Source organism: Alteromonas sp. 5NS40-0096 (genome assembly GCF_057544385.1).
In genome coordinates, this window is the sequence record NZ_BAAJLQ010000006.1 from 129,147 (window position 1) to 146,662 (window position 17,516).

The window sequence follows — 17,516 nt, forward strand, 5'->3', positions numbered from 1 at the left end:
TTATTTTTACTGCTAAAATTCTGCCTCTTCAGTTGAAATCCGAATTGCACACATCAATGTAATGATTGTTGAGCTTTTCCTGTCTACTCTTTCAGCTCGATATCTTGGTTAATTAGGATGGTTAGAATGATGCCAGTACAACGTCCATCAAATGATTTTTGGATGACTTTAAAGCGCGAATCTGAGTCGGTTATTGAAAAAGAGCCACTACTTGCGAGCTTTATTCACGCCTGCATTCTGACACACCATAACTTCGAGGCGTCTCTCAGTTTTATTTTGTCCAATAAAATGGCGGATGATGTGATGCCTGCGATGGCAATTCGCGAAGTCTTTGATGAAGCATATATGGTCGACCCGGCGATTTCTGAGGCTGCCATTGCTGATATCAGAGCAGTACTTAACCGTGACCCTGCGGTAGAGGCAAATTTAACGGTACTGATTCATTTCAAAGGTTTTCAGGCTGTGCAGGTGCATCGATTGGCGCATTACCTATGGAAAAAAGGCCGTCATGAACTCGCCCTTTTTTTGCAGAGTCGGAACTCGCAAGCTTTTGGTGTGGACATTCATCCTGCAGCAGCAATTGGCAAAGGTGTGATGTTCGACCATGCGACTGGTATTGTGGTGGGTGAAACCGCGGTAATAGAAGACAATGTGTCTATCCTACAGAACGTGACTTTAGGCGGTACGGGTAATGAATCTGGTGACCGCCACCCCAAAATTCGTCAAGGCGTGATGATTGGCTCGGGTGCAAAAATACTGGGTAACATCGAGATCGGTGAAGGGTCAAAGGTAGGTGCCGGTAGTGTTGTACTGGACAACGTTCCTGCACATGTCACTGTGGTGGGCGTGCCTGCTCAGGTCGTAGGGAGACCAAAGTGTACAAGCCCGTGCGAATCGATGATGCAAAACGTACTCGAAGACGAGAGCCCGCTAGAATAACGCGAGCTCTTGCAATGACGCTAGCTCGATATGAGGTAGCAAAGTAACAGTCTCATTGTTGAGGTTCATTGGCCTGTCATCCGCATACCAAGCCGCTTGGTAACCGGCTCGAACAGCACCCATTACGTCTTTCTCTAAGTTATCGCCAACGTGTAGTATATTCTCGCTGGCGATGCCAAGTCGCTGGCTAGCTTCATCAAACATATGCCTATGTGGTTTCATGGGCCTCGTTACGCTGGCGTGAAAAACATCCTGAAAATAAGGTCTTAAGCCCACGGCATCACAATCGACGTTGCCATTTGTAATTGCGATCAATGGGAGACGTTCTGCCAGAGTTGCAAGCAGTTTGAGCACGTCGTCGCTAACTTTAAACTCGCTTCGCGCAGCGTAAAACACGTCATAGCAAGCTTGTGTAGCCTGTTTACGCTGTGTAGTGTCATTCACATCGTTGGCCAGCGCTTTTTCGAGAGTCAGTAATCGCAAAGCGCTGACATCAGACTCTAAGCGAGGATCGGCGTCGATGAATCCCTGCCGAATAGTGGCCCAAGTACCAGCGGACAACGCCGCAGTTTTCGGGTAGTACTGGGCTAAATAATTCGCCAATGTTGCATATGCGTGCTGTATGTAGGGACGGTTGTCGTAAAACGTATCGTCCAAATCGAATGTCATGGCTTTGATCGGGCGCAAAGCTCGGTATATCTTCATTACCTTGATTCCTCAGTTCAGCTATTCGCTGGTTAGCATGTTACTGACCAGGCTTTTTGCGTTTTTTTGCTCGCGGATGAGCGGCGTCGTAAACTTTCGCAAGGTGTTGAAAATCTAAGTGGGTATACACTTGGGTTGTCGATAGATTTTCATGGCCAAGCAACTCTTGTACTGCTCTTAAATCCCCACTGGATTCCAATACGTGCGTTGCAAAAGAATGGCGCAGTTTATGTGGACTGACAGTTTGATCTATTGCCTGATGTGTCGCCATTTGTTTGAGTCTATTAGCCACCTGACGATTTGATATCCGTGTGCCTCGTTTGCTCACGAATATTGCTGGTTCCGTTTCTTTGGCGAGGTTCCCTCGCACTTTTAGCCATGCTTGGAGCGACGTTGTGGCGGTTTTCCCCAGTGGCAAAATACGTTGTTTGGCGCCTTTCCCTGTCACTCGAATCGTACCATCTCCTAAACAGTCAAATAAATTCAAGCCGGTGAGTTCGCTAAGACGAAGACCGCACCCGTAGAGCAATTCGAACATCGCCTGATCCCGAAATACTATGTCCTCATCTGCATCCCTAGCCAGTAGTTGCTGCATCTCATCAACGCTCAATTGTTTGGGTAAGGGTTTGCCTTGTTTTGGCGCGTGAATGCCGTCCATTGGGTTGGTATACAATTGTTGGTGGTTGAGTAAGAAAGTACAAAAAGTGCGAAGCGCAGACAGTCTTAAGGCAATGCTTCTCGCATGTTGGTCCGCCCGTTTGTCCGCTGCCATAACACGCTTGATATCTGAGTTGGCTAAGCCTGACCAATCTCGTAAGCGCAGAAATGTGCCAACAAAACTGATTTGACGGCGATAATTATCTACGGTGTGTGATGACAGTCCGCGTTCGACCTGTAAATGGAGTAAAAACTTATCGAGCCACAATTGGCATTTCGGAGACAAACCTGATGGTGTCGCCGCTGGAGAGGTCATATTAAATATTCAGGATAGGCGGAAGTACGAGGTTCAGCACTTCTCGCAATTGTTTTATCAGGAGTGTATCCATGTCAGGTGTGAAATGACCCGCATCATTGCTGCCTACAGCAAGAATACCGAGTGGCGTGTCGTTTCCAAGCTGCATCAGTGCAACAGACTCGGCAGTCAAGTCGCCGAACATAAGTTGTCGTTCATGTTGACTTAATCGGCCAAAGAAAAAGACACCACTGGGGAATCGCTTCTCGATGATCAAACGTTGTTGTAATTCCGGAAGTGCATGAGCTCCGTGATACAACTTGATGACAACCGAGGCCAACCCCAGTTCATCTACCATCACTTCTTCTAAGATTTGTTCGATTTCGGCAAGTTGAGTACAGCCCAACAAGCGCACATTGAGCTGTGAATACACTCTAAAAAGTTTTTCGTTTTGACGCGCCACACTGAAGAGTTGATTGAGCTTTTTCGTCAGGTGACGCACTTTCTTGCGCAATTGTTCACTTTGCATCTCAACCAACGACACGCTGCCTTTGTGGCTGTGTGGAATGACGAGCGCGTTTAATAGCTCAGGGTGTTGAGCAAAAAAGTCAGGGTGTTGCTGTAAGTAGTGTGCGACTTCTTGACTTGAAAGCTCAGACAAAGCTTCAAGTGTTGTGTCCATACCAACGGCAACTTTTTTCTGGCTTTGAAAATCACTCATAGGTTCATCAACCCGTCGTAAACGTGTTCTGCAGGACCCGTCATCTTCAATGCAGAATCCTCACCAGGCCAACGTATGCGAAGCCTACCGCCGGGTAGATCCACGGTTACGTCTTTGTCTAACTTGCCTTGAACTTGCCCAATTGCGACTGCGGCACAGGCGCCACTACCACATGCTAATGTTTCGCCTGTACCACGTTCAAATACACGAAGCTTGATATGATTCGGCGAGATGATTTGCATAAAACCTACGTTAACGCCTTCTGGAAACCGCTCGTGTTTGGTTAGCAGAGGTCCTATGTTTTCAACGTCAGCTGTCTGTACGTCTTCTACTTCCATAACGCAGTGGGGGTTACCCATGGATACTGCGCCAGTGAAAAACGTTTGTTCGCCTGCTCTAACGATGTAGGTTTTTTCTTGTTTATTCGCTTTTATCGGGACTTCACTTGGGGTGAAGTTTGGCTTACCCATATTGACGGTAACGTGACCGTCTTTTTCGAGGTATAACACCATCTTGCCAGATTTGGTGCTGACCATAATTTTATTGCGGTTGATTAAGCCTTTTAGTTTTACAAAACGGGCAAAACACCTTGCGCCATTACCACACTGAGACACCTCAGAACCATCGGCATTGAAAATGCGATAGTGGAAATCTTGTTCGGGGTCATAAGGTGGTTCAACAACGAGAAGTTGATCAAAGCCAATACCAAAATTGCGGTCGGCAAGTTGCTTGATTTTTTCTTTTGAGAAAAAAACATTCTGAGTGACGTTGTCGATAACAACAAAGTCATTGCCTAAGCCGTGCATTTTTGAGAATTGAACTTGCATTTACTACTTTCTAGTTATTGTTTTTTGTCTAGTTTACGTAAGTTTGTGCTCACCTTTCCAGAGATCTTTTAGATTTTCTCTCTCTCTCACTACAATTGATTGAGATTTGTCTACCATGATCTCCGCAGGACGACAGCGACTGTTGTAATTTGACGCCATCACGAACCCATATGCACCAGCACTTCTTACGGCTAACAGGTCACCTGCAGAGATGGCAAGATCTCGGTCTTTACCCAAGAAGTCGCCCGTTTCACATACCGGACCGACAACATCATACACCTGTAATTGGGTTTGGCTATTTTTGTTCACTTCAATAATGGCTTGCCACGCAGCGTAAAGCGAAGGGCGAAGTAAGTCATTCATGGCAGCATCAACGATAGCGAAATTTTTCTCTTCCCCTTGTTTGATGAACTCAACCTCTGTGACCAAAATACCCGCATTAGCCGCTATCGCACGACCCGGTTCAAGAATCAGGGTGAGTGATTCGCGTCCAGCAAGACGCTCAGCCATTGCTTCAGCATAGGCTTTTGGATGCGGTGGGACTTCGTCATTGTATGTCACACCCAAACCACCACCGACATCCAAATGTTCAATTTGGATGCCTTTATCAGCGAGTTCATCAATGAGAACGAGTAAGCGGTCAAGGGCGTCAACAAACGGGCCTATTTCAGTCAATTGGCTACCAATATGGCAATCCATTCCCACGACATTGAGGTTCTCTAAGCTGTTTGCCAGTTCATACGTGGCAATGGCGTTTTCGCGAGCAATACCAAATTTATTGGCTTTTAGGCCTGTAGAGATGTACGGGTGCGTTTTCGCATCTACATCTGGATTGATTCGCAGTGAAATTGGCGCTTTGACACTCAGCTCACCCGCAACAGCATTGATTCGGTGTAATTCAGGCTCAGATTCAACGTTAAAACACTTGATACCTTGTTCTAGTGCATAACGAATTTCGTCGGAGGTTTTGCCAACGCCTGAAAACACGACTTTAGCTGGGTCACCGCCGGCCTCGATTACGCGAGCTAATTCACCACCGGATACAATATCGAAACCTGAGCCCAATTTGGCCAATGCGCTCAGCACACCAATATTGGAATTGGCTTTTACGGCATAACAAATAAGATGAGGGTGTTCGCCAATCGCATCATCGAACGCGTGCCAATGGCGCTCTAAGGTGGCGCGAGAATACACGTACAGTGGTGTGCCGTATTGTTTTGCTAGCTCTGCAACAGCTACATCTTCGGCAAACAGGTCTTGCCCGCGATATGCAAAGTAATCCATCTATTGTGAGTCTCTCGGTGATTCAGGCTGAGGCGTAGTGGATTCTTTCTCCGCTTTGTCTGATTGTGAAGACTCCGCGTCTTGAGGAAGATACAAGGCTCCTCGATAACCACAGGCAGAAAGCCCAAGACTTAGAACTACAATACAACCCAAGAAAAAGCGCTTTTTCACTACGCCAACACCCGCAAAAATTTAACTGTATATGCGGGTATCATCGCATCGCGAGATTAAAATGCAAGTGACAATAACTTCTGTCGAGTCTTGTCACCAAAATCAACCTGATCCCACAAGGTATCGCACAGACTTTGTGTGTCTTTCCAGTTACCTGCTTTTAGCCAATCTATCAAGGGTGTCGGGTCGTCAGGGTAGTGGATAGCTTCGATTCCTGGAGCGACTAACCACTCTTCGACAATATCCGGATCGAGTTGGAATAAGGTATGACACAAATCGAGTTTGCTCAAAGTTAATACATTCGAGAGCTGCTCAAACTGACCATGCAGTGGTTTGATAAGCAGTTTTTTGCCCAGCTGTAATGCTTCGCTTGATAGTTCAAAGCCGCCATTGGCTATGACACCAGAACAATGCTGAAGTGCGTTTTGAAACCCTTTTTTCGATGGCGGATGCCATTGAATGTGGCCGAGGTTTTTCGCCTCAGTTAGCGCTGGGTGATAACACAGAAATAGTTGATCACTTAGCGGTTCGAGCATTTGTTGAATGTCTTCAATTTCTTCAAATGGCAGATAAACCAAAACATGAGCATTGCTCGGCGTGTCGGCGGGTTTATCGGCAACAAAAGGCGGCATAATCGGGTTGTTAAAATGGTACCAGTGGACGCCAAGTTGGACATCTGAAGGCGCGAAGTACTTCATGATGAGATGATCCATTGGGCCGTCGCCATCTTTTGGCACTTTATGACTAAACGAAGCCTGATGACTTATCGATATCGAGGGTAGACCTTTGTTCTTTGCAGCCCATGCCGTGACAGGTTCGAAGTCATTGAGAAGCAAATCATAACCATTGGTGTCAAATTTCCTAATGTCTTTGATAAGTCGCAATGGCTTTGCTTGTTTGACTGTTGCCCATTGATCAACACGGCCATTGTGTGTGATAAAACTCAAACCATCAAAGGTACGGTAGTTACCGAAGCACTCCATGTCGAAGTATTTCTCTGGTGCTCGTCCAGAGAAAACAAAATCAACGTCAATATCATCCCTATTTGATAGTGCTTGAGCCATAATTCGCGCTCGAGCAATGTGTCCATTGCCTGTGCCTTGGACGCCGTACAAAATTCTCATATTACCCCAATATCGACAAGCTCAATGATGCGATTGTGACTCCCAGCATCATGCCGGCGAGTACATCCGATGGATAGTGAACACCCAGTAAAATTCTGGACAAGCCAATCAGTGTTGCCCACACATAAGCAACAATGGCAAAAGGTGGATAGAAGTGCGCAACTATAGACGCCATTAACCATGCGGCGGCAGTGTGACCTGAAGGCAAACTGAATTTATCTGAAGGCGTGACATGAGCTGTCATATTTTGTAGGAAATCGCAGGGACGGGGCCGTTTAAAAAGCTTTTTCAGGATCACATAAATGGGCAATTCTAGACCGTATGCCATCAGCGCAGTGTATAGGAATAACTGCCCATAGTCGGGTTCAAACGCCCAAAGTAGCAGGCCGAGTACTAAATACAGGTAGCCATCGCCCGTCTTTGACAGCAATATGATCCCGCGGCAATCGCGCTTAACCGTCATATTGTATAGCCAGAAAAACAGGTGCGTATCAAACTTAGTTAAAGATTTTATACTCACGAGCGACTCGCCTATAACTGTTTCAGTATGAAAATAAGGCTAATTTTCGTGTGTGAAAATTGGGTGACATTAATAAGAAACCTTTGTGACAAATTTTGACCAGTTTGCGCTTCAGTTTGTCGAAATACGCGGGATTCCTATTGTGCTAAATAATGCTATGCTAATACTGCTGCAAAAATGTGCAATTTACACAGGTGATTTGCACGTACCTTGATGGAATGGCTAGGCTAAGTATCACTGCGCTTTTACACTTCATTGAATTTGAATTGTGAAAGGCTGATTGTCACAGAAAAAGGGCGTTACCATGGACTACAACACTTCAGAATTATGTGATTTGTTTGCTGATAGTATCGATGTCGTTGATCCTATTTTCATTAGCTACGGTGGTCGTTATTCATTTGGTGGGGAAATCAGTACTATCAAATGCCACGAAGACAGAGGGCTGATTGATCGCGTACTTGGCCAACCGGGTTCGGGAAAGGTGTTGTTGATCGATGGCGGTGGTTCAACACGGCGCGCGTTAGTCGACGCCTCTTCGGTCCAACTTGCTGTTGATAACGATTGGGAAGGCATAGTGTGTTTTGGCAGCGTTAGGGATGTGGATACGTTGGCTGATATCGATATTGGTGTGCTTGCAGTGGCTTCGATTCCGGTTAATGCCGAATCAGAAAGTACGGGAGACGTTGATATTGCAGTCAATTTTGCAGGCGTGACGTTTCTTCCAGAAGACCACCTTTACGCCGATAGTACTGGGGTTATTCTGTCACCAGAGCCTCTTGATATAGACTAAGAAGCAAGGTAGCAGATATGCTCTGCCACCTCAGACTTGCTATTGTTGCGCTTTAATTGCGTCCTCAAACACCTCATTGAGGTACAACGCGATGCGAATGCCACCCTGTTGTAATCGCTGTTTTGCTGTTGGCAGATGGTCGTACAGGTATTGCCACGACATGTTATTGGCGTCTTCTGGGTAAATGGTGTCTCGAATGGCAATACTTTCCGCAATCCAATCTTCAGGATTGGTGGTGTGCCATGCCTCGAGCTGCTCTGGTGTGATTTTTCGGTTGAGCTGTTCTGTCCATTCACTGAATGACAGTTGGCGTCTGTCTAACATTTCTGAATCCCAAACTCTGTGGAGATTCGAGTCTTGCCAGAAAAAGCGTACTTTCACGTCGTTACCGCCGCGATCCGTACCATTGCCAGCGTGCAATGGTTGATGTAAATCGCCGATGATATGGACAATAAAACGCAGCGCTAACTGCTTTTGCTCTCGTGATGCATTGGGGTTTTTCAAATCGCTGGCAAAGTTCTCTAGTGCGGTTACGGCGTTCCCTACTTCAGGAATCTCAGCTTCGGAATACGCTTTACCCTCTGGTACAGTAACATAGTGCCATGGCCCCGCTTGTTTTTGCCAAAAATGACTCGGGTTGGAGCGCATTTCATCGGCATAGGTTGACGCTTCTGCCAACGATTCGTAAGGCAGTAATTCAGAAACGGCCGCTTGTGCCGCAGGACTCAGGTACGTCTGAGCAATTGCCCCTGTAATACGGTGACCCGTTTGACCCCAACCTAACGCGGGTAAACTGGCAATCGACATTGCCCCAGCGACTGCTGCCGCAACTAATTTCGTCGTTGTTTTTTTCATTGTGTGTTCCTTTCGACATTGCTATATCCCCAACGAGCCATAATAGATTGGTCTACACCTAAATGGTCTAGGATTCTGGCAACCACAAAATCCACCAAATCATTAATCGATTTTGGATTGTGGTAAAAGCCCGGCGAGGCAGGCATCATAGTGACGCCCATTTGTGACAATTTTAGCATGTTGTCGAGATGGATGGTCGAAAGTGGCATTTCTCTTGGCACCATAATGAGCTGGCCTCGCTCTTTGATGACAACATCAGCCGCACGCTCGATAAGGTTGTCACTCGCTCCCATTGCGACTGCCGACAGCGTACCTGTTGAGCAGGGACAGATTACCATTTGTTTGGGAGCCGCTGAGCCTGATGCTACAGGAGAAAACCATTCTTCTTTACCAAAACAGCGTATTTGCTCTGGTTTCGCAGCAAATCGTTGAATAAAAAAGTCGCTCGCGGCCTCGGGTTTACTGGGGACTTTTACATTTTCTTCCGTCGCGAACACCACTTTTGCTGCTGAGGATATCAGTACGTAGACTTGATACTCAGCCTTGACCAAAAGCTCCATCAGTCGCAATGCATAGGGAGCTCCAGATGCGCCAGTAATAGCCAGTGTGACTTTGCCTTTAAACATTCATTTACCTCTATTTTGTTCCAGCGCTTCGAGTAATTTGTTGTGAATCCCACCGAAACCGCCATTGCTCATCACTAATATATGGTCACCTGGGCTGACTAGTTCACATGCCCGTTGCACGATATCGTCGATAGACTGGAAACAGTTCGCGGGGCTCTCGCTTGAATTAGCGGTGTCAGCCAGTGACCAGCTGAGATTTTGCGGTTCAAACACGAGTGTATGATCGGCTTGCTGCCATGATTTAACTAACTCGCGTTGGTGAATACCCATTTTCATCGTGTTTGAGCGAGGTTCTAAAATAGCAATAATTTTCTGGTTTCCCACGCGGTTTCGCAATCCCGCCAATGTGGTGGCAATGGCCGTTGGATGATGGGCAAAATCGTCATAAACGGTAACACCGTCTACTGTGCCTTTTAACTCCATACGACGCTTAACGTTTTTAAATTCGGCTAGCCCAGCAATTGCATCTTCGATTTGTACCCCCGCGTGGTGAGCGGCTGCAATTGCCATTAAACCGTTGTGGATATTGTGATCGCCAAGCAAAGACCATTTCACCTCACCCTGTTTCTGTCCATTAAAATAGACCTCGAAGTGGCTACCATCCGGCTCAATCGCCTTGTGAGTCCAATCTTTACCAAGTTGCTGTTGTTCACTCCAACAGCCTTTATCTAGTGTTTCTTCAATTGCCGGTACGTCACTCGGGGTGACGATTAGACCATTGCCAGGCACCATGCGAATTAAGTGATGAAATTGCGTTTGTATCGCCCCAAGGTCTGCAAAGATATCGGCGTGGTCAAATTCAAGGTTATTAATGACTAGCGTGCGCGGCCGGTAATGCACAAACTTCGATCTTTTATCAAAGAACGCGCTGTCATACTCATCTGCTTCGATAACAAAGAAAGGGCTGTCACCGAGCCTGGCTGATACACCAAAATTTTCTGGTACGCCACCAATGAGGTATCCCGGGTTTAGTCCTGCATATTCTAGTAGCCAAGCGACCATACTCGATGTCGTTGTTTTGCCGTGTGTCCCCGATAGGCCGATAACCCATCGATCTTTTAGTACGTTTTCAAGAAGCCATTGTGGGCCACTGGTGTATGGAATATTGCGATTGAGTACATACTCTACCGCTGGATTGCCTCTAGACATGGCATTGCCGATAACAACGATATCCGGTACTGGGTCAAATTGAGCGGGGTCATAACCTTGGGTCAATGTTATACCAATTGCTTCAAGTTGCGTGCTCATCGGAGGGTAAACATTGGTATCCGAACCGGTGACTTTGTGGCCCATCGCTTGTGCAATTGCTGCGATGCCACCCATGAAACTACCGCAAATACCTAGGATATGGACGTGCATATAAATTCTGCGCTCTTCTTTTTACACTGTTTGAAGAATTACTTTAACAAATACAGGACCATGTGCGTATATCTCATTTCCCCTTAGGGTCATTCATGGTTACAATCTATACGTGGGCATGCAGTTTGTGTTGAGTGCATGAGGCTATCTGATGACTACGCAGACCAGCGATGCAGTGTAAACCGCGTAAAATGCCCACTTAACAATAAGACTCGCAACCCACGCCATTGGTGTGAAGCAGCATGATAAAGAGTCGCGCACTGAATGCGACAAAATCCCTACAAAATTTTAAAAGGCAATAGCACACAATGAAACGTTTAAATTCTCAATTGCAAAAGGACGGCGCACCACTTGAATTGATTCTGCTTATCCGTACGCTTCTCGCGGGCTGTAAGGAAATATCGTTCAGGGTAAGTCAAGGAGCATTGGCGGGAGTACTGGGTTCAACGTTGAGTGAAAACGTTCAAGGTGAAACACAGAAAAAACTCGATGTGATTTCTAATCAAATCTTGAAAGACATATTGAGAGAATCAGGTTACGTAAAGGCGATATCCTCAGAAGAGGAAGATAGCGTAGTGCCTTGTAATCCAGAAGGTAAGTATTTGGTGAGTTTTGACCCACTAGATGGCTCGTCAAACACAGAAATTAACAGCTTAATTGGTACGATCTTTTCTGTTGCACATGCACCGCAATGGATGGATGCAGATGACCCTTCGGCGTTTTTGCAGCCGGGTACACAAATGGTTGCCGCAGGTTATGTACTGTATGGCCCCTCGACTATGCTGGCCATGACTACTGGTCGCGGAACTCACTTGTATACGTTGGATAAGACCCATGGCGGTTTCTTGGTAACTGAACGCAATATCGAATTGCCTGCTCAAACTCAGGAATTTGCAATAAACGCGTCAAACCAACGTCACTGGGAAGCGCCGATTCAAAACTATATTGCCGATCTCATGCTTGGCTCAGAAGGTCCTCGCGGCAAAGACTTTAACATGCGATGGGTTGCGGCTATGGTCGGTGATATTCACCGCGTACTGTGTCGGGGCGGTATCTTTATGTATCCGTTTGATAAGCGTAACCCGTCTAAGCCGGGCAAGTTGCGTTTGCTATACGAAGCCAATCCAATGGCGTTTTTGGTGGAGCAAGCTGGTGGCTTAGCGGATACCGGTGCTGGGCGTATTATGGAAGTCATGCCAACGGAAATTCATCAGCGCGTTCCCGTTCTAATTGGTTCGAAGGAAGAAGTCGAAACGTGCTTGAGCTACTACGAAAAAGGCGAGTAGTTCGACTAGGTCAAGGATGACGATACGCTTCCCCTGAACCGCTAGCTAGCATGAAACGGCTAGCGGTAAATAGGGGAGTGCTGCCGATTATTTGTTCAATCTTGTGCGACATCAGTCGTAATCAGTTTTTATTTTCTCGTAGTCGCCGTATACTTGACCAAATTTTATTTTAACGAGGATACTCCTAATGAGTTTGAACGCCGTTCCTGCGGGTAAAAACCTTCCTGATGAAGTGAATGTCATCATCGAAATCCCAGCACATGCTGACCCAGTAAAATACGAAGTAGACAAAGACACAGGCGCTTTGTTTGTTGACCGTTTCATGGGTACCTGCATGCATTACCCAACGAACTACGGTTACGTACCGAATACCTTGTCAGAAGATGGCGACCCCGTAGACGTATTGGTTATCACGCCTTTCCCTCTATTGGCAGGTTCAGTAATTCGTTGTCGTCCAGTTGGCGTATTAAACATGACGGATGAATCTGGTAAAGATGCCAAAGTACTTGCTGTACCTGTAGACAAATTGTCTGCTCTATACCGCGAAGTGAAAGAAACATCTGACGTACCTGCATTGTTGCTTCAACAGCTTGAGCACTTCTTCGCTCATTATAAAGATCTGGAGCCTGGTAAGTGGGTTAAAATCGATGGTTGGGCTGATGCCGCTGCAGCAAAAGCGGAAATCGTTGCAAGTGTTGCGCGTTACGAAGAAGGCGAGTAATCGTTCTTTTAACCCTATTAGCTTGTGTTAAGTGGGTGAAAGACAACGTTAGAGGGTTCGCTTTGCGAGCCCTTTTTGTTTCGGAAAAATCATGAAAGCGAAAATAATTGGCCTGTGCTTATGGGCAATGTTTAGTACATTGTCACTGGCGGCCGAAACTCCAATGGAACTGTACTGGGAAGACCTTGTACCTGCTGGATTTGAGCCGTTACCCGGCTCGGTTGACCACAGTGGTAACATGACACAAGTTCAGCCCGACGCTCCGATCGTTGAGGCACTAAATGGTAAGTTAGTCAAAGTGCCTGGTTTTGTTGTTCCACTCGAAGGTACCGACGACACCATCAGTGAATTTTTACTGGTGCCGTATTTTGGCGCTTGCATACATGTTCCTCCGCCGCCCTCGAATCAGATCGTTTATGTAAAATTCGAAAAGCCGGTGGCTATCGACAATATCTATGATGCGATCTGGGTAACCGGCGTGTTGTCTACCGAGGGATGGGCAGGTGAAATTGCCTCTGTCGGCTACCGCTTAACAGGGCAATCCGTTGCACCGTTTTAATTATTTAGGCTGAGTGTATATTTGCTGTGCAGGGTTAAATAGAACCCAAGAGGTCAAAATATATTTGTCATCGCTTCTGGGCATAACGCCTCTGTGAGTATGGGTAAAGCCAGCTGGTGCAATAACCATTCGGCCCCGTTTGGGAGATACGCTGCGGTTTTGATAATAAAACTCGGTTTCGCCACCTTCCTCAACGTCATTCAAATAGAACATAAACAGTAAAACGCGATGCAGTGCGTCATTGTGAGGCAGTTGGGGATACACTTCACTATGCCAATAGGGGTAACCACCTTGGTTTGCGGTATAGCGCTGAGTGTTAATATCACCTACTCTAAACAGATAATTCACGATTGAGAGAATTTGTGGCTTTACGACTTGCTCAAAATTGTCTTGCGTGACTTTAACTGGCTGCCCCGTTTTTGGGTCTTTCACTGTGAGGCCTATCGGGCCAATCAGCGCAAAATAGTACTTGGTGAGGTAGTCAAGCAGGCAGTCTACCGTCGCTTTAAACACCGCTTGGTGCTGGTCTTTGAAATGCGGGCTTGCAGAAAACGACACATCTAAACTATTTTTCTTTGTCGTATCGACACCACCGCCGGTGCGCCCTTGAGTGCGGTTAGGCGCTGTTTCAAAGGCTGCAATGATGTCTTCACATAGCGCTGCAGGCAACGCGTCATCATAAATTTCTATAAAGTCTGTCATCCGAACTTAATCGCTACTTTTTAAATACGTTTCCAATTCGGTTCTGACGTTATCAGGAATTGGTGCCGACTTCTGGGTTTTGTAGTCAAAATGTACCATGGTTGTGGTGCCAGAAGCGCAACACTTACCTTGCTGCCAGACTTCCTGATACACCTCAAACGAACTTTTTCCCAGGCGACCAATCATGGTTCGAACCGTGACTGAGTGGCCATAAAATAACTGTTCCAAGAAATCGACCTTGTAGCTGGCTAAGATTAACGGCCAGTTTTGCAGGTCGAGTTCTGGTGTAAACATACGAAAAATAGGCTCTCGCGCCGACTCGAACCAGCCAACGAGTACCGTGTTACTGACGTGCTGCAGGGCATCCGTTTCGTAAAAGCGGACATCGTAAGTGGCTTCCATGAATTGGGTTGTCATAGTTATCCTTATTTCAGCATTGGCTTCAAGAAACGACCAGTGTGAGATACCTCGGATTGAGCGATATCTTCAGGCGTACCTTCTGCAATAATTAAACCGCCGCCAGAACCACCTTCTGGGCCCAGGTCGACAATCCAATCCGCCGTTTTTACTACGTCTAAATTGTGTTCGATAACCACGACAGTGTTGCCGTGATCTCTCAGACGATGGAGTACTGCCAATAACTGTTTAATATCGTGGAAGTGTAAGCCAGTTGTTGGCTCGTCCAAGATATACAAAGTTTGGCCAGTGTCGCGTTTCGACAATTCTTTGGCCAACTTGACTCTTTGCGCTTCACCACCGGACAAGGTAGTCGCAGATTGCCCTAGGCGTATGTAAGACAGCCCAACATCCATCAATGTTTGCAGTTTTCGTGCGATTGAGGGGATGGGGTCAAAGAATTCTCGTGCATCCTCTACTGTCATTTCTAAGACTTCATGAATGCTCTTACCCTTGTATTTCACTTCCAATGTTTCGCGATTGTAACGTTTGCCATGACAAACATCACACGGCACATATACATCTGGTAAGAAGTGCATCTCGACTTTGATGACACCATCACCTTGGCATGCCTCACATCGCCCGCCTTTGACGTTAAAGCTGAAACGCCCGGGTTTATAGCCTCGTGAGCGCGCTTCCTGAGTGCCAGCGAACAACTCGCGAATTGGTGTAAAGATACCAGCGTAAGTTGCAGGGTTTGAACGGGGTGTTCTTCCTATTGCACTTTGGTCGATATCTACAACCTTATCCAGTTGGTCTAGACCCTCGATGGAATCATAAGGTGCTGGCTCTGACGTGGTGGCATTGTTTAAAGCGCGATGAGCGATTTTGTAGAAGGTGCCATTGATCAGCGTGGATTTACCCGAACCTGATACACCAGTGATACAGGTCATCAAACCCATAGGTACGTTCAAAGTCACGTCATTTAGGTTGTTGCCTTTGGCACCCTTGAGTGTAATCCATTTGCCGTCTTGAGTCGGTGTACGCTCAGCAGGGATATCAATTTTTTCTCTACCAGATAAGTATTTACCTGTGAGTGAGTCTTCACTTTTTAAAATGTCTTCCAAAGTGCCTTGGGCTATCACTTGGCCACCGTGAACCCCAGCACCCGGACCAATGTCGATCACAAAGTCTGCTTCTCTTATGGCATCTTCGTCATGCTCTACGACAAGTACAGTGTTGCCGAGGTCTCGTAGGTGTGTGAGCGTTTTTAGCAATCGCTCGTTATCTCGTTGATGCAGACCAATGGAAGGCTCATCAAGGACGTACATTACGCCGACAAGTCCAGCGCCTATTTGGCTCGCTAGACGGATGCGCTGTGCTTCACCACCCGAGAGTGTGTCGGCACTTCTCGACATCGTTAGGTAATTCAATCCCACGTTTACTAGGAATCGCAGGCGATCCATAATTTCTTTGAGAATTTTGTCGGCAATTTGAGCTTTTTGACCAGTCAACTCAAGCCCTTCAAAGAACGAAAGCGCGTCGGCAATCGACATATCTGTAATGGTCGGCAAAGTGGTGTCATTGATAAACACATGGCGCGATTCTAATCGCAATCGGGTTCCGCCACAGCTATTACAAGGCTGTTGGCTTAAGAACTTAGACAGTTCTTCCCTGACAGTGTTGGATTCTGTCTCTCGGTAGCGCCGTTCCATGTTCGGGATAATGCCCTCGAATGGGTGTTTGCGCTCCATGATATCGCCGCGCTCGTTGATATACTTGAAGTTAATTGACTTGCCCTTTGAGCCATACAACACGACATCTTTCGCTTTCTTGTCCAGCTCATCAAAGGGCACCGTTAAATCGAATTCATAGTGGTCTGCGACCGCTTGCAGCATTTGGAAATAGTAATAACTGCGCTTGTCCCAGCCGCGAATCGCGCCGCCGGAGAGGCTCAACTCGCCATTACTTACAACTCGCACTGGATCAAAGAATTGCCTTGTTCCCAAACCGTCGCACGTTTGGCATGCGCCAGCAGGGTTATTGAACGAGAACATTCTCGGCTCTAATTCAGTAATGCTGTAGCCGCAATGTGGGCAGGCAAAATTAGCGGAAAAAACGATTTCTTCTGCGTCTGCTTGATCGAGGTCGGCGATTTTGGCCGTTCCACCTGACAATTGAAGCGCGGTTTCAAAGGACTCAGCCAAGCGAAGCTGCAAGTCATCTCGGACTTTGAATCTATCGATAACGACTTCAATGGTATGTTTTTTGTGTAAATCCAGTTCCGGCGGATCGGATAAATCGCATACCTCGCCGTCGATTCTTGCGCGAATATAACCCTGTGCGGCCAGCCCTTGTAAGGTTTTGATGTGCTCGCCCTTACGATCTTGGACTACTGGCGCGAGTAACATGAGCTTTGTGCCTTCTGGCATCGCCAGCACGCGGTCAACCATCTGACTAACTGTTTGAGCATCGAGCGGTACGTCATGATCAGGACATCGAGGTGTGCCCACTCGAGCAAACAATAGCCTCAAGTAATCGTAGATCTCGGTAATAGTACCCACCGTTGAGCGGGGGTTATGCGACGTTGACTTCTGCTCTATCGAAATAGCCGGAGACAAACCTTCGATGTGATCGACATCGGGTTTTTCCATCATAGATAGGAATTGTCTCGCATATGCCGATAGTGATTCGACGTAACGACGTTGACCTTCTGCATATAGAGTATCAAACGCAAGAGAAGACTTACCGGAGCCAGACAAGCCTGTGATAACGACCAATTTGTCTCTGGGGATTGTCAAATCAATGTTTTTGAGGTTGTGGGTGCGAGCACCCCGAATATCGATGTTGTCCATTCGAAAGCTATTCAGACCAAAAAAGAAAGTATGCCATAGTCGGCGGAGAAAATAAGGTTTTGTTCCGTTTAACGCATCAAAACGTAAGCCTTATTTGTACATGTAAGTTGCGGGTATCTCACCC

Annotated in this window: 19 protein-coding genes; 5 read left to right on the forward strand and 14 right to left on the reverse strand. The window is 46.7% G+C overall.

Annotation, left to right across the window (positions count from 1 at the left end; all coding sequences use genetic code 11):
* The first annotated feature begins 129 nt into the window (after positions 1–129).
* Complete coding sequence (gene cysE, locus AC27G9_RS17365; RefSeq protein WP_487075881.1) at positions 130–939, forward strand: serine O-acetyltransferase; 810 nt, start codon at positions 130–132, stop codon at positions 937–939.
* Here cysE and AC27G9_RS17370 read toward each other — a convergent pair.
* From AC27G9_RS17370 to AC27G9_RS17405, 8 genes are read right to left on the reverse strand one after another with little or no spacing between them, the layout of a single operon-like run.
* Entirely contained in the window at positions 931–1,644 is a 714-nt protein-coding gene (locus AC27G9_RS17370) for an HAD-IA family hydrolase (RefSeq protein ID WP_487075747.1), read from the reverse strand. The genes cysE and AC27G9_RS17370 overlap by 9 nt on opposite strands.
* 40 nt (positions 1,645–1,684) lie before the next feature.
* On the reverse strand, positions 1,685–2,617 hold the full coding sequence (xerC, locus tag AC27G9_RS17375) for a tyrosine recombinase XerC (protein WP_487075748.1): 933 nt from the start codon (positions 2,615–2,617) through the stop codon (positions 1,685–1,687).
* A gap of 1 nt (position 2,618) precedes the next feature.
* Positions 2,619–3,317, reverse strand: coding sequence for a DUF484 family protein (locus AC27G9_RS17380; protein WP_487075749.1), 699 nt, complete (start codon positions 3,315–3,317; stop codon positions 2,619–2,621).
* A complete protein-coding gene (gene dapF, locus AC27G9_RS17385) occupies positions 3,314–4,144 on the reverse strand; it encodes a diaminopimelate epimerase (protein WP_487075750.1) in 831 nt (276 codons plus the stop codon). Before dapF ends, AC27G9_RS17380 begins: the two co-directional genes overlap by 4 nt.
* A gap of 33 nt (positions 4,145–4,177) precedes the next feature.
* Positions 4,178–5,428 (reverse strand): diaminopimelate decarboxylase, encoded by a 1,251-nt coding sequence (lysA, locus tag AC27G9_RS17390; RefSeq protein ID WP_487075751.1) that lies wholly within the window; start codon positions 5,426–5,428, stop codon positions 4,178–4,180.
* The gene (lptM, locus tag AC27G9_RS17395; protein ID WP_487075752.1) at positions 5,429–5,599 is read right to left on the reverse strand and encodes an LPS translocon maturation chaperone LptM; all 171 of its coding nucleotides are present in this window, start codon (positions 5,597–5,599) and stop codon (positions 5,429–5,431) included.
* Positions 5,600–5,655: 56 nt separating this feature from the next.
* On the reverse strand, positions 5,656–6,723 hold the full coding sequence (locus AC27G9_RS17400; RefSeq protein WP_487075753.1) for an MJ1255/VC2487 family glycosyltransferase: 1,068 nt from the start codon (positions 6,721–6,723) through the stop codon (positions 5,656–5,658).
* 1 nt (position 6,724) lies between these two features.
* Positions 6,725–7,237, reverse strand: a complete 513-nt coding sequence (locus AC27G9_RS17405; RefSeq protein WP_487075882.1) for a phosphatase PAP2 family protein — start codon at positions 7,235–7,237, stop codon at positions 6,725–6,727.
* A 310-nt stretch (positions 7,238–7,547) separates the two neighbouring features.
* On the opposite strand from AC27G9_RS17405, the gene rraA reads away from it, so the two are divergent.
* The gene (rraA, locus tag AC27G9_RS17410) at positions 7,548–8,033 is read left to right on the forward strand and encodes a ribonuclease E activity regulator RraA (protein ID WP_487075754.1); all 486 of its coding nucleotides are present in this window, start codon (positions 7,548–7,550) and stop codon (positions 8,031–8,033) included.
* 39 nt (positions 8,034–8,072) lie between these two features.
* On the opposite strand, the gene AC27G9_RS17415 is transcribed toward rraA, so the two are convergent.
* Genes AC27G9_RS17415 through mpl form a run of 3 tightly spaced genes read right to left on the reverse strand, consistent with a single transcriptional unit; the run spans position 8,073 to position 10,873 of the window.
* Positions 8,073–8,888 (reverse strand): S1/P1 nuclease, encoded by an 816-nt coding sequence (locus tag AC27G9_RS17415; protein ID WP_487075755.1) that lies wholly within the window; start codon positions 8,886–8,888, stop codon positions 8,073–8,075.
* Complete coding sequence (locus tag AC27G9_RS17420; RefSeq protein ID WP_487075756.1) at positions 8,885–9,514, reverse strand: flavin prenyltransferase UbiX; 630 nt, start codon at positions 9,512–9,514, stop codon at positions 8,885–8,887. The genes AC27G9_RS17415 and AC27G9_RS17420 overlap by 4 nt, the downstream gene beginning before the upstream one ends.
* Positions 9,515–10,873, reverse strand: a complete 1,359-nt coding sequence (gene mpl / locus AC27G9_RS17425; protein WP_487075757.1) for a UDP-N-acetylmuramate:L-alanyl-gamma-D-glutamyl-meso-diaminopimelate ligase — start codon at positions 10,871–10,873, stop codon at positions 9,515–9,517.
* A gap of 308 nt (positions 10,874–11,181) precedes the next feature.
* Here mpl and AC27G9_RS17430 point away from each other — a divergent pair, with 308 nt between their 5' ends.
* From AC27G9_RS17430 to AC27G9_RS17440, 3 genes are all read left to right on the forward strand, one after another.
* Positions 11,182–12,159 (forward strand): class 1 fructose-bisphosphatase, encoded by a 978-nt coding sequence (locus AC27G9_RS17430; protein WP_487075758.1) that lies wholly within the window; start codon positions 11,182–11,184, stop codon positions 12,157–12,159.
* A 187-nt stretch (positions 12,160–12,346) separates the two neighbouring features.
* Positions 12,347–12,880 carry an inorganic diphosphatase gene (gene ppa / locus AC27G9_RS17435; protein WP_487075759.1) on the forward strand — a complete coding sequence of 178 codons (534 nt, stop codon included), beginning with the start codon at positions 12,347–12,349 and terminating at the stop codon, positions 12,878–12,880.
* A 91-nt stretch (positions 12,881–12,971) separates the two neighbouring features.
* A complete protein-coding gene (locus AC27G9_RS17440; protein WP_487075760.1) occupies positions 12,972–13,439 on the forward strand; it encodes a DUF3299 domain-containing protein in 468 nt (155 codons plus the stop codon).
* On the opposite strand, the gene AC27G9_RS17445 is transcribed toward AC27G9_RS17440, so the two are convergent.
* The 3 genes from AC27G9_RS17445 to uvrA are packed head-to-tail and all read right to left on the reverse strand — an operon-like array spanning position 13,440 to position 17,392.
* The gene (locus AC27G9_RS17445) at positions 13,440–14,141 is read right to left on the reverse strand and encodes a 2OG-Fe(II) oxygenase (RefSeq protein WP_487075761.1); all 702 of its coding nucleotides are present in this window, start codon (positions 14,139–14,141) and stop codon (positions 13,440–13,442) included.
* A gap of 6 nt (positions 14,142–14,147) precedes the next feature.
* The gene (locus AC27G9_RS17450) at positions 14,148–14,558 is read right to left on the reverse strand and encodes an acyl-CoA thioesterase (protein WP_487075762.1); all 411 of its coding nucleotides are present in this window, start codon (positions 14,556–14,558) and stop codon (positions 14,148–14,150) included.
* An 8-nt stretch (positions 14,559–14,566) separates the two neighbouring features.
* Complete coding sequence (uvrA, locus tag AC27G9_RS17455) at positions 14,567–17,392, reverse strand: excinuclease ABC subunit UvrA (RefSeq protein ID WP_487075763.1); 2,826 nt, start codon at positions 17,390–17,392, stop codon at positions 14,567–14,569.
* Positions 17,393–17,516: the final 124 nt, after the last annotated feature.